The sequence below is a fragment of the Kitasatospora sp. NPDC049285 genome (assembly GCF_040678815.1).
Taxonomy (GTDB): Bacteria; Actinomycetota; Actinomycetes; order Streptomycetales; family Streptomycetaceae; genus Kitasatospora.
On the sequence record NZ_JBFAQR010000006.1, the window covers coordinates 1 to 15,478 of the forward strand.

Here is a 15,478-nt window from a genome sequence, read left to right on the forward strand (position 1 = left end):
GCGGCGCACGATGAGCTTGTCCGACGCCTTGTTCGGGCGACGGGTGCGGCCCTCGGGCTTGCCCCACGGCGAGACCGGGTGGCGACCACCGGAGGTCTTACCCTCACCACCACCGTGCGGGTGGTCGATCGGGTTCATGGCCACACCACGCACGGTCGGGCGGACGCCCTTCCAGCGCATACGGCCGGCCTTGCCCCAGTTGATGTTCGACTGCTCGGCGTTGCCGACCTCGCCGACGGTCGCGCGGCAGCGCGCGTCCACCAGGCGGATCTCGCCGGAGGGCATGCGCAGGTGCGCCATGCGACCCTCACGGGCGAGCAGCTGGATGCCGGCACCCGCGGAGCGGGCCATCTTGGCGCCACCGCCGGGACGGAGCTCCACCGCGTGGATGGTGGTACCGACCGGGATGTTGCGCAGCGGCAGGTTGTTGCCCGGCTTGATGTCGGCCCCGGGGCCGTTCTCGATCCGGTCACCCTGCGCCACGCCGCGGGGGGCGATGATGTAGCGCTTCTCGCCGTCCGCGTAGTGCAGGAGCGCGATGCGCGCAGTGCGGTTCGGGTCGTACTCGATGTGCGCGACCTTGGCCGGCACGCCGTCCTTGTCGTGACGACGGAAGTCGATCAGACGGTAGGCGCGCTTGTGACCGCCACCCTGGTGGCGAGCAGTGACACGACCGGCGTTGTTACGGCCGCCCTTGCTGTGCAGCGGGCGAACCAGCGACTTCTCCGGCGTGGACCGCGTGATTTCGACGAAGTCGGCCACGCTGGAGCCACGGCGGCCCGGCGTAGTCGGCTTGTACTTGCGGATACCCATTTCTGTCCTCGTCCTTGACGACGATCGCAGTCCCTGACCCTAGGGTCAGGCGACCGGACCACCGAAGATGTCGATGCGGTTGCCCTCGGCCAGCGTCACGATCGCGCGCTTGGTGTCCTTGCGCTTGCCGAAACCGGTGCGGGAGCGCTTGCGCTTGCCCTGGCGGTTCAGCGTGTTCACGGCCTCGACCTTGACCGAGAAGACCGCCTCGACGGCCTGCTTGATCTGGGTCTTGTTGGCACCGGGAGCCACGACGAACGTGTACTTGTTCTCGTCGAGGAGCGAGTAGCTCTTCTCGGAGATGACCGGCTTGATCAGGACGTCACGGGGGTCCGTGAACGTCTTGGAGGTGATCTCGCTCATCAGGCGGCAGTCCCTTCGAGCTCGCCCTCAGCAGCAACGGCCTTGGCGGACGCGGCCGGACCGGCCACGAAACGCTCGAAGGCGGCCTGGGTGAAGACCACATCGTCGGAGACGAGCACGTCGTAGGTGTTCAGCTGGCCGGCGTCCAGGATGTGCACGTTCGCCAGGTTGCGGGCGGACAGGATGCCCAGCTCGTCCTCGCGCTCGACCACCAGGAGGAGGTTCTTGCGCTCGGAGATCTTGCCGAGCAGGCTCTTCGCGGCCTTGGTCGACGGCGCCTCGGTGGCAACCACGCCGGTGACGACGTGGATGCGGTTGTGGCGGGCCCGGTCCGTGAGCGCACCGCGGAGCGCGGCGGCGATCATCTTCTTCGGGGTCCGCTGCGAGTAGTCACGCGGCACGGGACCGTGCACGACGCCACCACCGGCGAACTGCGGCGCGCGGGTCGAGCCCTGACGGGCACGACCGGTGCCCTTCTGGCGGTACGGCTTCTTGCCGCCACCACGGACCTCGCCACGACGCTTGACCTTGTGAGTGCCCTGACGGGCCGCAGCGAGCTGCGCCACGACGACCTGGTGCATCAGCGGAACGCTGACCTTGGCGTCGAAGATCTCGGCGGGCAGCTCGAGGCTGCCGGCCTTGTCGCCGGCCGGCGACAGAATGTCAATGGTGCTCATATCCTTCACAGCCCCTTCGCCGCGGTGCGGACGAGGACGAGGCCGCCGTTCGGACCCGGGATCGCGCCCTTGATGAGCAGCAGACCCTTCTCCGCGTCGACCGCGTGCACGGTCAGGTTCTGGGTGGTCACGCGCTCGTGACCCATCCGACCCGCCATACGCATGCCCTTGAACACACGGCCCGGGGTGGCGCAGCCACCGATGGAACCGGGGGAACGGTGCTTGCGCTGGGTGCCGTGACCGGCGCCGAGGCCCTTGAAGTTGTGACGCTTCATGACACCGGCGAAGCCCTTGCCCTTGGAGGTGCCGGTCACGTCGACCTTGACACCCGCCTCGAACAGCTCGGCGGTGATCTCCTGGCCCAGGGTGTACTCGGACGCGTCCGAGGTACGGAGCTCGACCAGGTGGCGGCGGGGGGTGACACCGGCCTTGGCGAAGTGGCCCTGGAGGGGCTTGTTCACCTTGCGGGGGTCGATCTCGCCGAAGCCGATCTGCACGGCGTCGTAGCCGGCCGGGCTGTCGGCGGTGTGGACCTGGGTCACGACATTGGGCCCAGCCTTGACGACGGTCACCGGGACGACCCGGTTGTTCTCGTCCCAGACCTGGGTCATGCCGAGCTTCTCGCCCAGGATGCCCTTAATCTGCTTAGCCATCTTCGGTGCGCCTCTCAGAGCTTGATCTCGATGTCGACACCGGCCGGCAGGTCGAGACGCATCAGCGAGTCAACCGTCTTCGGCGTGGGGTCGAGGATGTCGATCAGACGCTTGTGAGTGCGCATCTCGAAGTGCTCGCGCGAGTCCTTGTACTTGTGCGGCGAGCGGATGACGCAGTACACGTTCTTCTCAGTGGGCAGCGGCACCGGGCCCGCGACCTGCGCACCAGTACGGATCACCGTCTCGACGATCTTCTTCGCCGAGGAGTCGATGACCTCGTGGTCGTAGGCCTTGAGCCGGATGCGGATCTTCTGTCCCGCCATGGCTACCTTGTAGTCCTTCGTTCGTGAGTTGCCGCACGACTCCTCCTCCGACCCCCGCGCTCGGGCGTGTCGCACTCGCGCTTGCAAAAAACCGGCGAAGAATCTCGTCGGTCTCGAATTGCTGGGGGAGGTGAGCCGGATCGAGGCCCCGCACACGCTTCCCGGAAGATTCCCGTACTTTCGCCCCGCAGCTGCCGCGGTGTCGCTTACACACCACTGCACCCACATACAGCACGTGGGCACATGAACGGCCATTCACGGGAACGACGAGTACATGGGACTCGCTTCCGGTCCTCCCGGCGGGAGGCGCGCAGCATCGGCACTCAACCGAGCAACCCGGACATCCTGCCACAGAACGCGGCCGAGACGCCAATCGGGTGGATCCGACCATGATCGGATCCACCCGAGCGGGTGAGCTGGTCAGACGTTCGACGGGGCTCAGCGGCGCCAGATCACGTAGCCGCCGCCGTACTCGCGGTCGGGGTGCTTGTTGACCTTGACGACGTGCCAGCCGGACGGGGCCTTCGGCCAGCTGGTGGCCGGGTCGGCGTCCGGGGCGTCCTTCGGCAGCGGGACCACGGCGACGTTCGCCGCGGCCGGCGGCGGGGTGCCGTAGCGCAGGCTGACCGTCCAGACCCGGCCCGGGTAGACCAGGTAGCTCTGGGCCATCCGCAGGCCCCAGTCGACGTCCCACTCCATCACCAGGTTGTCGCCGGGCCGGAGTTCGGCGTCCTGGGCGAAGCCGACCGCGATCGCCTTCTTGTAGCCGGTGTAGTAGCGGTTGGTGATGTGGGTGCTCATCACCGAGGTGGCCAGCACCGCGAAGCCGGTCAGCAGCACGCCCAGCAGCCAGCCGGAGCGGCGGCCGGCCAGCAGCCGCACCAGCACGCAGCCGGCCAGCACCAGCAGGGCGCCCGCGGTGGTGCGCCAGAGGTGCAGCTCGGTCCAGTTGTGGGCCAGGAACAGCGCGTCCGGCATGGTCCACGGGATGATGTCGACCTTGTGCAGCGCCGGGCCGACCAGCCGCACCACCACGCCGCCGGTGGCCACCATGAACAGCGAGCCGCCGGCCCACAGCCACAGCACCTGACGGCGGGTCAGCCGGACCAGCGCGGCCGCCCCGATCACGAAGAAGACCGGCACCAGCGGGGCCAGGTAGCGGGCGTACACCCAGTTGTCGACGCGCGCGTCGTTGCCCAGGCCCGCCGAGGAGGCCAGCGCCACCCCGGCCACCAGGGCGAGCAGGCAGAACGAGACCACCCGGTCGGCGACCGCGAAGCGGCGGCTGAACACCGCCACCAGGCACAGCACCACGGCCACCGCGGCCAGGCCGTACGAGCTGGTGGTGAAGTACCACCACTGGCCGACCACCCGCTTCAGCGTGCGCAGCAGCAGGTGGGTGTCGATCAGGTTCTTCACCACCTGGGTGCCGACCGAGCTGGCCGGGCTGTCCTTGAACTGGGCCTGCACCCAGATCGCGAACAGCTTGTCCAGCACGCCGCCGACCGCCAGCACCGCCAGCCCGGTCCAGGAGGCCCGCCTGGGCGCCCAGCGCCGCACCAGCGCCGCCACCAGCACCAGGCAGGTCAGCGCCACCACCACGCCGCCGCGGTCGTGGGTGGCCATCGCGTACGCCGCCAGCGCGCCGGTGCCGGCCGCGTACCAGGAGCGGCGGCGCACCGTGCCCGCGGACAGCCAGCCGTGCATGGTGATCGCCCAGGCCAGCAGGATGACCGTGAAGACCGTCTCGGACATCGCGTACTCGGCGTAGAAGACCACCGGCCCGAGCGCCGCGGCGGCCGTGCCGATCAGCAGCGCCGCCGGGCGGGACAGCGCGAGCCGGCGCAGCGCCAGGTAGGCCAGCGGGAAGACCAGCGCGCTGACCAGCGCGTTGGTCGCCATCACCAGCCGGAAGATGCTCTCCGCGTCGTGGCCCAGCCGGTAGGCCGGGACCAGCAGCAGCGGGTAGCCGCCGGGGATGACCACGCCGACCGGCATCTCGGTGGTCGGATGGCCGGCCAGCACCCGGGCGATCGCCAGGTACGAGGCCTCGTCCGCGTGGATCACCGGGAAGGTGTGGCCGCGCGACAGCACCCAGCGGAAGGCCGCCTGGGCGAGGTACCCGGCCAGCAGGGCGAACGCCCACAGGCCGCGCCTGCCGGGCCGCTCGGCGCCGCCGGACGGCTCGCGCTGCGCCGGCCCGTCCGCCGCCGCGGTCCGTGCCGCGGTGCCGGTTATGGTGTCCACCCGCCGTTCCCCCTGACTGTCCGTCGGCATGGTCAGCCGCTCTGCCGCGATCCGCCGGTCAGTGCGTGCCGGGCCATCACCTTGGCGCCGTCCGCTCGGCCGTGGCGCAGCGCGCCCGGCAGCATGGTCAGCGCGTGCAGCCGCGACGCGCTGTGGAACCGGGCCGCGCGGGCGGCCTTGGGCCAGCCGCGGGCGTCCATCCGCTCGGCGACCGCGGTGAAGTACTTCTCGGCCTCGGTGAACCGGGAGCCGGAGAAGGCCTGCACCGAGGACTCGCTGACCGCGTGCCGGCGGTACTGGAAGACCGGGGCGCCGCCGTCGATCACCATCTGCTCGCCCAGCTCCAGCAGGTCGACCACCAGCGCCAGGTCCTGGATCACCGAGTAGTCGTCGCGGAAGTTGACCTGCCGCAGCGCCTCGCCGCGCCAGCAGATGGACGGGAAGTACAGCCAGTTGCCGCGCAGCACGCTGGCCGCCAGCTCCTCGCCGCCCATCAGCCGGCGCCCCTCCACCTTGGGCGCGTACAGCCGGCGCTTGGTCTGGTCGACCAGGCCGGAGGTGACGTTGCCGTCGCCGTCGATCACCTCGACGCCCGGCTGCACCATGCCCGCGCCCGGGTGCTCCTTGAGCACCGCGCGCACGGTCTCCAGGTAGGTCGGGTGCAGCAGGTCGTCGCAGCCCATGATGACCACGTGCTCGGCCTCGGAGAGCCGCACGCACTTCTGGAAGTTCTTGGTGATGCCGAGGTTCTGCTCGTTGCGCAGGTAGTGCACCCGCTCGTCGCCGAGCGAGGCGAACCAGCCGGGGACCTCCGGCTCGCGGCCGTCGTCGATCACCACGAGGCGGAAGTCACCGTCGGTCTGGGCCAGGACGCTGCGCACGGCGTCCTGCATCAGTCGCACGTCCCCGTAGTACGGGAGCATGAAGTCGAAGCCGGCCACCGGGTCAGACCTTCAGCGTGGAGGAGGGCTTGGGCTCGTCGGTGCTGAGCCGCTCCTCGTTGCTGCGCACGCCCTCGTTGATCGCGACGGTGCGGGCCAGGTCGGTGAGCTTCTTCTCGATCGAGCGGAAGCGCAGGAAGGTGTTCAGGGTCAGGAAGCCGACGCCCAGCACCATCACGTACAGCACCAGGTCGGTGCCGCGGCCGACACCGAGCTGGTGGGCCAGCCAGGTGACGTCGCCCGGGCGGAGCACCGCGTAGATGTTCGCGATCACGAAGACCGAGAACGCGATGCGCTTCCAGGCGCGGGTGTTGGCGCGGTCCCAGCGCCGGATGAACATCAGTGCCAGCGAGACCGAGCCCAGGATGAGGACCAGCTGGATCCAGAAGAACTTCATCGGCGGCCACGCTCCCGCAAGGAGATGTCGAAGAGGATGTTGACGCCGTTGATCAGGGACTGACCCTTGGCGCGCGAGTATTCGGTGTACAGGATGTCGACCGGCAGCTCGGCGACCCGCAGGTCGGAGCCGGCCAGGAAACTGACGATCTCGGAGGCGTGCGCCATGCCGTTCATGGTGATCCGGATGCGCCCGGCCGCCTCACGGTTGAGCACCCGCAGCCCGTTGTGGGCGTCGGTCAGCTTGAGCTTGCGCGCGGTCGGGCTGACCGCGGCGGCGGTGCGCAGCACGACCCGCTTGATCCACGGCACCTGGCCGTTCTGCTCGATGAAGCGCGAGCCGAGCACCACGTCGGCGGTGCCGGTGCGCAGCAGCTCGACCATCTTCTCGACGTCGGCCGTCTGGTGCTGGCCGTCGGCGTCGAAGGTGGCGAAGAACTCGGCGCCGGGCTGCTCCAGGGCGTACTTCAACCCGGTCTGCAGCGCCGCGCCCTGGCCCAGGTTCACCGGGTGGCGGACCAGGTGGGCACCGGTCTCGCCGACGTGCTTCGCGGTGTCGTCGGCGCTGCCGTCGTCCACCACGACGATGTTCGGGAAGGTCTTGCGGGCCTCCTCCACCACGTCGGCGATCACCTGGCCCTCGTTGTAGGCCGGGATCACCAGCCAGACATCGTCGTATAGGGACACAGAGGCTCCAACGTGGGACGGCCGCGCCGGGGGTGGCGCGGTGGTCGGTATCTTGTCGAGGATCGGCACGCTCTACTCCCCGGAGACGGAGGCGCGCACGGGACCGGTTCCGGCGCGGTCGGCTTCGGCCGACGGCGCTGCGGCGCGGTCGCGGAAGCTCAGCCTGAGCGCGGTCAGCATACCGAGCACGGTGGCGAGCGAGCCAAGCGCGTACGCCAGGATCACCCGGGTCGCGACGTCGCCGGGCACGAAGGTGACCCCGACCAGGACGGCCGTTCCCACCGCCCAGCACAGCAGTTGCAGGTGGTGCCGGTGGAAGACCATCAGCGCCTGGCCGAGCACCATCGCGAACATGTAGGCGACGGTGCCGAGCGAGAGCAGGAAGAAGTCCAGGTGCCCGAGGACCGGCTTGGCGCCGAACAGCACCTGGATCAGCCACGGGCCGAGCATCGTGGCGGGGATGCCGCCGGCCACGCCGAGCGCCCCCACCACCAGGCCGATCTTGCGCAGCATCGCGGAGAACGCCGCCCGGTCGCCGGCCGCGAAGGCCGCGGACAGCCCGTTGAGCAGCGAGGCCTGCAGCGAGCCGAAGACGAACAACGGCACCCGGGCCAGCACCAGCGCGTTCAGCAGCGCGGCGATCAGCACGCTGTCGGTGGGCGCGAGCAGCTTGGTGCTCATCACCGCGGCGTTGACCACCACCTGCGACAGCAGGGTGGAGCAGATCAGCAGGCCGAGGCCGCCGGACAGCTCCCGCCAGCCGATCACCCCGCCGGGCCGCAGCCCGCGCACCAGCGGCGGCAGGGTGACCAGCACGGCGACCACCGGGGCGACCGCCAGCACCAGGCTGAACGCCAGCGCCGAGTGCAGCCCGGCCACCATGCATCCGGCCGCCAGCACGATCCGCAGGCCGCCGTCGACGGCGAGCTGGGTGCCGTAGGCGCCGAACCGGCCGAGGCCGGCCAGGATGCCGCGGGTCAGGTAGCACAGGGCCATTCCGGTGAACGCCCCGCCGAGCGCGGCGACCAGCGAGCGGTCGCCGTGGAACAGCGCGTCGGCCAGCGGGTCGGCCGCCAGGCCGAGCGCCAGCAGGGTGGCGCCGAGGATCGCCGCGGTCAGCGCGCCGGCCCGGCGCAGCACCGGGGTGGCGCCGTGGCCGTCGACCGCGCGGGCGGCGACGATCCGGGTGAGCTCCTGCTCGATCGGGAAGAACACGCCGATGCCGACCGACATCACGATCGTCCAGAGCACCGAGACGTTGGCCATCGCGTCGGTGGACAGGCTGTGCCCGGCCACGCCGAGGTGCACGTAGGACGCGGCGCCGAGCACGACGGTGCCGCCGGCGACCGCGACGGTCCCCGGCGGCAGCGCCGTTGCGAGCTTGGCGAACACGCCTCTCATCGGTTTCTCCCGGCGGCGGCGAGCTCGGCGAAGACCGGGGTGGCCAGCGCGGCTGCCAGCTGCTCGCGCCAGTCGGGCAGCGGGGCGAGGCCGGCCGCGGCCCAGCGGTCGTGGCCGAGCACACTGAAAGCGGGTCGGACGGCGGGACTGGGGAAGGCCGCCGAGGTGGTCGGGCGGATCCGCTCGGGGTCCAGGCCGGCCAGCCGGTAGGTCTCCCGGGCCAGTCCGCACCAGGTGGTGCGGCCGCTCGCGGTGCCGTGGTAGACGCCCGCGGGGGCGGTGCCGGCCAGCGCGGCGGTGCCGAGCTCGACCAGTCGCCCGGCCAGCGCGTACGACCAGGTGGGCTGGCCCTGCTGGTCGTCGACCACGTCGAGGGTGTCACGCTGGGCGGCCAGCCGCAGCATGGTGGCGACGAAGTTCTTCCCGTGTTCGCCGTACAGCCACGCGGTGCGGACCACGTAGCCGTGCTCCGGCAGCAGTTCGGCCACGGCCTGCTCGCCGACCAGCTTGGAGCGGCCGTAGGCGTTGACCGGGGCGGTGGCGGCGTCCTCCGGGTACGGCTGCGTGGCGTCGCCGGGCAGCACGTAGTCGGTGGAGACGTGCAGCAGCACCGCGCCGACCTTGGCACAGGCCGCGGCGAGGTTGCGGACGCCGGCGCCGTTGACGGCGGTGGCGTCGGCCTCGGCGGTCTCCGCGCCGTCGACGTTGGTCCAGGCGGCGCAGTTGACGACCACCTGGTGGCCCTCGACCGCGGCGAGCACGGCGGCCGGGTCGGTGATGTCGAGGTCGGCGCGGCCGAGCGCGGTGGCCTCGGCGCCCGGGAGCTGGGCGAGGCGGGACAGCACGTCCTGCCCGAGCATCCCGGCGGCGCCGGTGACCAGCCAGCGGGTGGCGCCCGCGGTGTTCGCGGTCACTTCTGCAGCGCCGCCTTCGCCTTCAGCGGCTCCCACCAGGCGCGGTTCTCGCGGTACCAGGCGATGGTGGCGGCCAGGCCGTCCTCGAACTTGACCTGCGGCTGGTAGCCGAGCTCGCTGCTGATCTTGGAGATGTCGATCGAGTAGCGCAGGTCGTGGCCCTTGCGGTCCTCGACGTACTCGACCATGTCCCAGCTCGCGCCGGCCGCGTCCAGCAGCAGGCCGGTGAGCTCCTTGTTGGTGACCTCGGTGCCGCCGCCGATGTTGTAGACCTGCCCGGCGCGGCCGCCGCGCATCGCCAGGTCGATGCCGCGGCAGTGGTCCGAGACGTGCAGCCAGTCGCGGATGTTGCCGCCGTTGCCGTACAGCGGGACCTTCTTGCCGTCGATCAGGTTGGTCGTGAACAGCGGGATGACCTTCTCCGGGAACTGGTAGTGCCCGTAGTTGTTGGAGCAGCGGGTCACCACCACGTCCATGCCGTGGGTGCGGTGGTAGGCCAGCGCCAGCAGGTCGGAGGCCGCCTTGGAGGAGGAGTACGGGGAGTTCGGCTCCAGCGGCCACTCCTCGGTCCAGGAGCCCTCGCTGATCGAGCCGTACACCTCGTCCGTGGAGATGTGCACGAAGCGGCCGACGCCGTGCTTGCGGGCGGCGTCCAGGAGCACCTGGGTGCCGACCACGTTGGTCATCACGAACGGGCCCGCGCCCGCGATCGAACGGTCGACGTGCGACTCGGCGGCGAAGTGGACGACCACGTCGTGGCCGGCCATCACCTGGTCGACCGCCTCGACGTCGCAGATGTCGCCCTGCACGAAGCGGTAGCCCGGGAGGTGGGCCACCGGAGCGAGGTTCTCCTCGACACCCGAGTAGGTGAGCTTGTCGAAGACCGTGATCTGGGCAGTGGCGTCCGCTCCCAGCTGCTGGCGGACGAACTCAGAACCGATGAAGCCGGCGCCGCCGGTCACAAGGATGCGCATAGTGTCGCGAGTCTATCGCCCGCGCCGGGGTACCCCGGCCCCGGGCCGACCGGGCGGACACCTGCGTCGAATAGGGTGCTGCCATGCGTGGAATCCTTTTGGCCGGCGGTACCGGATCCCGGTTGTGGCCGCTGACCCGGGCAGTCTCGAAGCAGCTGCTCCCCGTCTTCGACAAGCCGATGATCTACTACCCGCTGTCCACTCTGGTGATGGCCGGTATCAGCGAGATCCTCATCATCACGACGCCCGAGGACCGGGCCCAGTTCGAGCGGCTGCTCGGCGACGGCTCGCAGTTCGGCCTGCGGCTGGAGTACGCCGTCCAGGAGCGCCCCGAGGGCATCGCCCAGGCCTTCCTGCTGGGCGCGGACTTCATCGGCGACGAGTCCGTGGCGCTGATCCTCGGCGACAACATCTTCCACGGCAGCGGCCTGGGCACCCGGCTCGCCGAGCACACCGGCGCCCAGGGCGGCCGGGTCTTCGCCTACCCGGTGGCCGACCCGACCGCGTACGGCGTGGTCGAGTTCGACGAGGCCGGCCGGGCCATCTCCATCGAGGAGAAGCCCGAGAAGCCGAAGTCCCGCTACGCGGTGCCCGGCCTGTACTTCTACGACAACCAGGTGGTGGAGATCGCCCGCGGCCTGAAGCCCAGCGCCCGCGGCGAGCTGGAGATCACCGCGGTGAACGAGGCCTACCTGAACGCGGGTGAACTTCAGGTGACGATCCTGGACCGCGGCACCGCGTGGCTCGACACCGGCACCCACGTGTCGATGGTGCAGGCCTCGGAGTTCGTCCGGGTCATCGAGGAGCGCCAGGGCTTCAAGATCGGCTGCATCGAGGAGGCGTGCTGGCGCGCCGGGCTGATCGACGGCGAGCAGCTGCGCGCGCTCGCCGAGCCGCTGCTGAAGAGCGGCTACGGCCAGTACCTGGTGCGCCTGCTGGAAGAGGAGGACGCGAAGTGAAGTTCCGCGAGCTCTCCATCGAGGGTGTCTTCGAGGTCACCCCGCAGCTGCACGGCGACCCGCGCGGCCTGTTCACCGAGTGGTACCGCTTCGACCGGCTCGCCGAGGTGGTCGGCCACCCGCTGAAGCTGGCGCAGGCCAACCTGTCGGTCTCCGCCCGCGGCGTGGTGCGCGGCATCCACTTCGCCGACGTGCCGCCGAGCCAGGCGAAGTACGTCACCTGCGTGCGCGGCGCGGTGCTCGACGTGATCGTCGACCTGCGGGTGGGCTCCCCCACCTTCGGCCGCTGGGAGGGCGTCCGGCTGGACGACACCGACCGCCGCGGGGTGTACATCCCCGAGGGCATGGGCCACGGCTTCTGCGCGCTGACCGACGACGCCACCCTGTCGTACCTGTGCTCGGAGACCTTCAACCCGACCGCCGAGCACTCCGTCCACCCGCTCGACCCCGACCTGGGCATCGAGTGGCCGGCCGACGACCCGCAGCTCTCCGCCCGCGACGCCGCCGCCCCGTCCTTCGCCGAGGCCCGCGAGTCCGGCCTGCTCCCGGACTACCAGGCCTGCCAGGACTTCTACCGCACCCTGAACCAGGCCTGACGGCCCGTCGGACTGACGGGACGACAGCGGCCGGGCGGCCTCCCCGCGAGGGGGGCCGCCCGGCCGTCTCACTCCCGGTGCGGACCGGTCAGGGCGTGCCGTCGACCGGCGCGTACAGGACGGTCACGCCGGACGGGCCCAGGTCGTGCTTGAGGCGGTTCGTCAGGGTCCAGTCGCCGACCAGTACGGTGGGCGGCTCGGAGAGGCCGGAGATCGCCTTGCGCAGGCTGGTGAGCGACTTCTGGTAGTCGATCTCGCCGGGCGCCGGGCTGCCGCCCATCTTGACGTTGTAGATCTCGTACAGCGGGACCATGTCCCCGGCCTGCTTCGACAGCAGCTGGGCCAGGAAGGTCTGCCGCAGGTTCTGGAACGAGTAGGTGCTGTACAGCGCGATCACCGGGCGGCTCTGGTCGATCCGCTTCATGTCGCGCCGGGCGAGCACCTGGCTGGTCTGCGAGTCGTCGACCTTGCTCGAGCCCTTCGCGAAGGCGACCAGGTCGCCGGTCTCGAAGGCGGTGGGGCTGTTCTTCTTCTCCGGGATGCCCTCGGCGGAGGGGAAGCCCCACTGGATGCCGGCGATCAGGCTGAAGGCGGCGCCGGTGGCCAGGACCGAGAGCAGCAGGTGGTCGCGGCGGCGGCGGACCAGGGGCTGGAGCAGCCAGCCGGTGGTGCCGAAGGCGATCACGGCGGTGATCAGGACCGCCATGGCGAGCTTCTCGAAGTAGTACGAGTAGTAGCCGATGGTGGCCTTCTGCCAGAGGCCGAAGACCAGCAGGACGCTTCCGCTGCCGAGCAGGGTCAGCAGCAGGGTGCGGGCCACGCCGGTGCGGCGGTTGCCGGGGACCAGCAGGGCGAGCAGCACCAGGAAGGCGCCGCCGACCAGCAGCGGGCGGTCCGCGGAGGCCATCGGGCCGGGCAGGTTGGAGGTCTTGGCGACGTCGAGTTCGCCGAGCACCGAGACCACGCTGGGGATCGCGGCGACCGCGAGCCCGCCGAGCAGCACCGCGAGCAGCGCCCGCCGGCGGCCGGCGAAGCGGCGCCGGTAGACCCAGCAGACCACCACCAGGGCGAGGCCGACGAAGGCGCCGTACAGGTTGTACGTGTAGGTGACGGTGACCAGCGCGGCGACCGAGACGGCGGCGAACTCGGCGGCGCCCATCGCGGGCCGCATCAGCAGCGCCATCGCGGCGGCCAGGAAGAGCAGGCCGATCAGCTCCGAATCGAAGCCGCGCAGCGAGAGTTTGACGGTCAGTCCGGAGAGCATCAGCGCGCCGACCACGGCGACCACCGCGGCCGCCCGCCAGCCGCGCAGGCGTGGTCCGCCGACCCAGCGGGCTGCCCACACCACGACCGCGCACAGCAGGGCGTTGGCGGCCAGCACGTACAGGAAGTACCGGTTCATCTCGCCGAGCACCGGCCCGGCGTCGTTGCCGCCGCGGACCAGCGCGTCGATCCAGGCGAGCAGGAAGTGCGAGCCCTGCGGGTAGACGCCCTCGGCGGGCGTCATCATGTACGTCCGGGCGGCGTCCTGGTGCAGGAAGGCGTAGCCGCCGAGTTCGCGGATGCCCTCGAAGTACGAGAAGTGCCCCATCCGGTCCTCGGAGACCAGGAAGTACGGCAGCCGGTCGGCGGCCGAGCGGCCGCGGATGGTGCCGTGCAGGTAGTACAGGACGACCGCGCCGACGCCGGCGATCACCAGGTCGGTTCCGCGCAGCCGCCGCCAGGGCAGTTCGGGGCGGCGGTCGGCCAGCCAGGCGGTGAGCACGACCGCGGTCAGCATGGTGCCGACGGTGGGCACCGGGGCGAGGCCCCAGGGCCAGACCGAGAACAGCAGGCCGAAGACCATCACCGATCCGGCCGTCACCAGTCCGGCCGCAACCAGCCGGTCGACCAGCCCGCCGCCGATCCGCAGCACGCTCGCCACCGCCAGCACCAGGAGCGGCAGCAGCAGCAGGTCGACGCCTGCCAGGTGGGTGAGCAACGGGACCAGCCAGGCCCCGGCGAGCCCGGCGGCCAGGGCGACCGGGGAGAGGTCGCGGCCGGCGGCGGTCTTCCGCCCGGGTAGGCGGCGCCGGGCCTTTACATTTTCCACAACAGCAGACGCAGGCACCGCAGGAGCATACCGGGTAACGCCGGAGGGCCCGGCCCCCTCCCTTGCGGGACGGGGCCGGGCCCTCCGAATGACCGATGGTCAGAAGATGTGAAATTACTTCACGATCTTGGTGACCTGGCCGGCGCCGACGGTGCGGCCACCCTCACGGATGGCGAACTTCAGGCCCTCCTCCATGGCGACCGGCTGGATCAGCGCGACCGTCATGGCGGTGTTGTCGCCCGGCATGACCATCTCGGTGCCCTCGGGGAGGGTCACGACGCCGGTCACGTCAGTGGTACGGAAGTAGAACTGCGGGCGGTAGTTGTTGAAGAACGGGGTGTGGCGGCCACCCTCGTCCTTCGACAGGATGTAGGCCTGGGCCTCGAAGTCGGTGTGCGGCGTGACCGAACCCGGCTTGATGATGACCTGGCCGCGCTCGACGTCCTCGCGCTTGATGCCGCGGAGCAGCAGACCGACGTTCTCACCGGCCTGGCCCTCGTCGAGCAGCTTGCGGAACATCTCGATACCGGTGACCGTGGTGGTGGTCTTGGTGGTCTTGATGCCGATGATGTCGACGGTCTCGTTGACCTTGAGGATGCCACGCTCGATACGACCGGTGACGACGGTGCCACGACCGGTGATCGTGAAGACGTCCTCGATCGGCATCAGGAACGGCTGGTCGGTGAGGCGAGCCGGGGTCGGGATGGCCTCGTCGACCGCGGCCATCAGGCCGAGGAGCTTCTCGCCCCACTCCTTGTCGCCCTCCAGCGCCTTCAGCGCGGAGACGCGGACGACCGGCAGGTCGTCGCCCGGGAACTCGTACTCGGAGAGGAGCTCACGGACCTCGAGCTCGACGAGCTCCAGGATCTCCTCGTCGTCCACCATGTCGGCCTTGTTCAGGGCGACGACGATGTAGGGGACGCCGACCTGGCGGGCCAGGAGCACGTGCTCCTTGGTCTGCGGCATCGGGCCGTCGGTGGCGGCGACGACGAGGATCGCGCCGTCCATCTGGGCCGCACCGGTGATCATGTTCTTGATGTAGTCGGCGTGACCCGGGCAGTCGACGTGGGCGTAGTGACGCGCCTCGGTCTGGTACTCGACGTGCGCGATCGAGATGGTGATACCGCGCTGCCGCTCCTCCGGCGCCTTGTCGATCTGGTCGAACGGCGTGAAGGGGTTGATCTCCGGGTACGCGTCGTGCAGCACCTTGGTGATGGCCGCGGTCAGCGTGGTCTTGCCGTGGTCGATGTGACCGATGGTGCCGATGTTGACGTGGGGCTTCGTCCGCTCGAACTTCGCCTTCGCCACTGCAGTCCTCCTGGGGACAGTTCTGTACGCCGTACGACGTCAGTTGGTCTGGATCGGGTTGGGAACGGGGCGCTGGTCGCGCCCCATGCCGTCCCGCGGGGTGGGGTGCCGGAGGGCTCCCGGGCGGAACCCGG

16 protein-coding genes are annotated in these 15,478 nt (G+C 70.4%); 2 read left to right on the forward strand and 14 right to left on the reverse strand.

Annotated elements, in window-relative coordinates; all coding sequences use genetic code 11:
* From rplB to rfbB, 12 genes are all read right to left on the reverse strand, one after another.
* A partial coding sequence (gene rplB, locus AB0K51_RS06115) for a 50S ribosomal protein L2 (protein ID WP_363451056.1) occupies positions 1-813 on the reverse strand: 813 nt, incomplete at its 3' end.
* A 45-nt stretch (positions 814-858) separates the two neighbouring features.
* Positions 859-1,176, reverse strand: coding sequence for a 50S ribosomal protein L23 (gene rplW, locus AB0K51_RS06120; RefSeq protein ID WP_033214018.1), 318 nt, complete (start codon positions 1,174-1,176; stop codon positions 859-861).
* Entirely contained in the window at positions 1,176-1,853 is a 678-nt protein-coding gene (gene rplD, locus AB0K51_RS06125) for a 50S ribosomal protein L4 (RefSeq protein WP_363451059.1), read from the reverse strand. Before rplD ends, rplW begins: the two co-directional genes overlap by 1 nt.
* A gap of 5 nt (positions 1,854-1,858) precedes the next feature.
* The gene (gene rplC / locus AB0K51_RS06130) at positions 1,859-2,506 is read right to left on the reverse strand and encodes a 50S ribosomal protein L3 (protein WP_035863529.1); all 648 of its coding nucleotides are present in this window, start codon (positions 2,504-2,506) and stop codon (positions 1,859-1,861) included.
* Positions 2,507-2,520: 14 nt separating this feature from the next.
* Positions 2,521-2,829 carry a 30S ribosomal protein S10 gene (gene rpsJ, locus AB0K51_RS06135; protein WP_012785157.1) on the reverse strand — a complete coding sequence of 103 codons (309 nt, stop codon included), beginning with the start codon at positions 2,827-2,829 and terminating at the stop codon, positions 2,521-2,523.
* A gap of 438 nt (positions 2,830-3,267) precedes the next feature.
* Positions 3,268-5,076 carry a hypothetical protein gene (locus AB0K51_RS06140; protein WP_363451062.1) on the reverse strand — a complete coding sequence of 603 codons (1,809 nt, stop codon included), beginning with the start codon at positions 5,074-5,076 and terminating at the stop codon, positions 3,268-3,270.
* Between the two features lie 32 nt (positions 5,077-5,108).
* Complete coding sequence (locus AB0K51_RS06145; RefSeq protein WP_363451064.1) at positions 5,109-6,017, reverse strand: glycosyltransferase; 909 nt, start codon at positions 6,015-6,017, stop codon at positions 5,109-5,111.
* 4 nt (positions 6,018-6,021) lie between these two features.
* Positions 6,022-6,414: a DUF2304 domain-containing protein gene (locus AB0K51_RS06150; RefSeq protein WP_363451066.1), complete on the reverse strand. Its 393-nt coding sequence runs from the start codon at positions 6,412-6,414 to the stop codon at positions 6,022-6,024.
* Positions 6,411-7,100, reverse strand: a complete 690-nt coding sequence (locus AB0K51_RS06155; RefSeq protein ID WP_363451068.1) for a glycosyltransferase family 2 protein — start codon at positions 7,098-7,100, stop codon at positions 6,411-6,413. Before AB0K51_RS06155 ends, AB0K51_RS06150 begins: the two co-directional genes overlap by 4 nt.
* A 72-nt stretch (positions 7,101-7,172) precedes the next feature.
* On the reverse strand, positions 7,173-8,501 hold the full coding sequence (locus AB0K51_RS06160; RefSeq protein WP_363451070.1) for a hypothetical protein: 1,329 nt from the start codon (positions 8,499-8,501) through the stop codon (positions 7,173-7,175).
* Positions 8,498-9,415 carry a dTDP-4-dehydrorhamnose reductase gene (rfbD, locus tag AB0K51_RS06165; protein WP_363451072.1) on the reverse strand — a complete coding sequence of 306 codons (918 nt, stop codon included), beginning with the start codon at positions 9,413-9,415 and terminating at the stop codon, positions 8,498-8,500. Before rfbD ends, AB0K51_RS06160 begins: the two co-directional genes overlap by 4 nt.
* Positions 9,412-10,389 carry a dTDP-glucose 4,6-dehydratase gene (gene rfbB / locus AB0K51_RS06170; RefSeq protein ID WP_363451074.1) on the reverse strand — a complete coding sequence of 326 codons (978 nt, stop codon included), beginning with the start codon at positions 10,387-10,389 and terminating at the stop codon, positions 9,412-9,414. Before rfbB ends, rfbD begins: the two co-directional genes overlap by 4 nt.
* Positions 10,390-10,472: 83 nt before the next feature.
* Between rfbB and rfbA the strand changes: the two genes are divergently transcribed.
* Positions 10,473-11,348: a glucose-1-phosphate thymidylyltransferase RfbA gene (gene rfbA, locus AB0K51_RS06175; protein WP_363451076.1), complete on the forward strand. Its 876-nt coding sequence runs from the start codon at positions 10,473-10,475 to the stop codon at positions 11,346-11,348.
* A complete protein-coding gene (gene rfbC / locus AB0K51_RS06180; RefSeq protein WP_363451078.1) occupies positions 11,345-11,944 on the forward strand; it encodes a dTDP-4-dehydrorhamnose 3,5-epimerase in 600 nt (199 codons plus the stop codon). The genes rfbA and rfbC overlap by 4 nt, the downstream gene beginning before the upstream one ends.
* An 88-nt stretch (positions 11,945-12,032) precedes the next feature.
* On the opposite strand, the gene AB0K51_RS06185 is transcribed toward rfbC, so the two are convergent.
* Together AB0K51_RS06185 and tuf are read right to left on the reverse strand one after the other, a co-directional pair.
* Positions 12,033-14,036, reverse strand: a complete 2,004-nt coding sequence (locus AB0K51_RS06185) for a hypothetical protein (RefSeq protein WP_363451080.1) — start codon at positions 14,034-14,036, stop codon at positions 12,033-12,035.
* 114 nt (positions 14,037-14,150) lie between these two features.
* Positions 14,151-15,344, reverse strand: coding sequence for an elongation factor Tu (gene tuf, locus AB0K51_RS06190; RefSeq protein WP_363451082.1), 1,194 nt, complete (start codon positions 15,342-15,344; stop codon positions 14,151-14,153).
* Between the last annotated feature and the right edge of the window lie 134 nt (positions 15,345-15,478).

Coding starts and splice junctions, on each gene's coding strand:
- rplW (WP_033214018.1), bottom strand. CDS start 1,176: ATGAGCGAGATCACCTCCAAGACGTTCACGGACCCCCGTGACGTCCTG.
- rplD (WP_363451059.1), bottom strand. CDS start 1,853: ATGAGCACCATTGACATTCTGTCGCCGGCCGGCGACAAGGCCGGCAGC.
- rplC (WP_035863529.1), bottom strand. CDS start 2,506: ATGGCTAAGCAGATTAAGGGCATCCTGGGCGAGAAGCTCGGCATGACC.
- rpsJ (WP_012785157.1), bottom strand. CDS start 2,829: ATGGCGGGACAGAAGATCCGCATCCGGCTCAAGGCCTACGACCACGAG.
- AB0K51_RS06150 (WP_363451066.1), bottom strand. CDS start 6,414: ATGAAGTTCTTCTGGATCCAGCTGGTCCTCATCCTGGGCTCGGTCTCG.
- AB0K51_RS06160 (WP_363451070.1), bottom strand. CDS start 8,501: ATGAGAGGCGTGTTCGCCAAGCTCGCAACGGCGCTGCCGCCGGGGACC.
- rfbB (WP_363451074.1), bottom strand. CDS start 10,389: ATGCGCATCCTTGTGACCGGCGGCGCCGGCTTCATCGGTTCTGAGTTC.
- rfbA (WP_363451076.1), top strand. CDS start 10,473: ATGCGTGGAATCCTTTTGGCCGGCGGTACCGGATCCCGGTTGTGGCCG.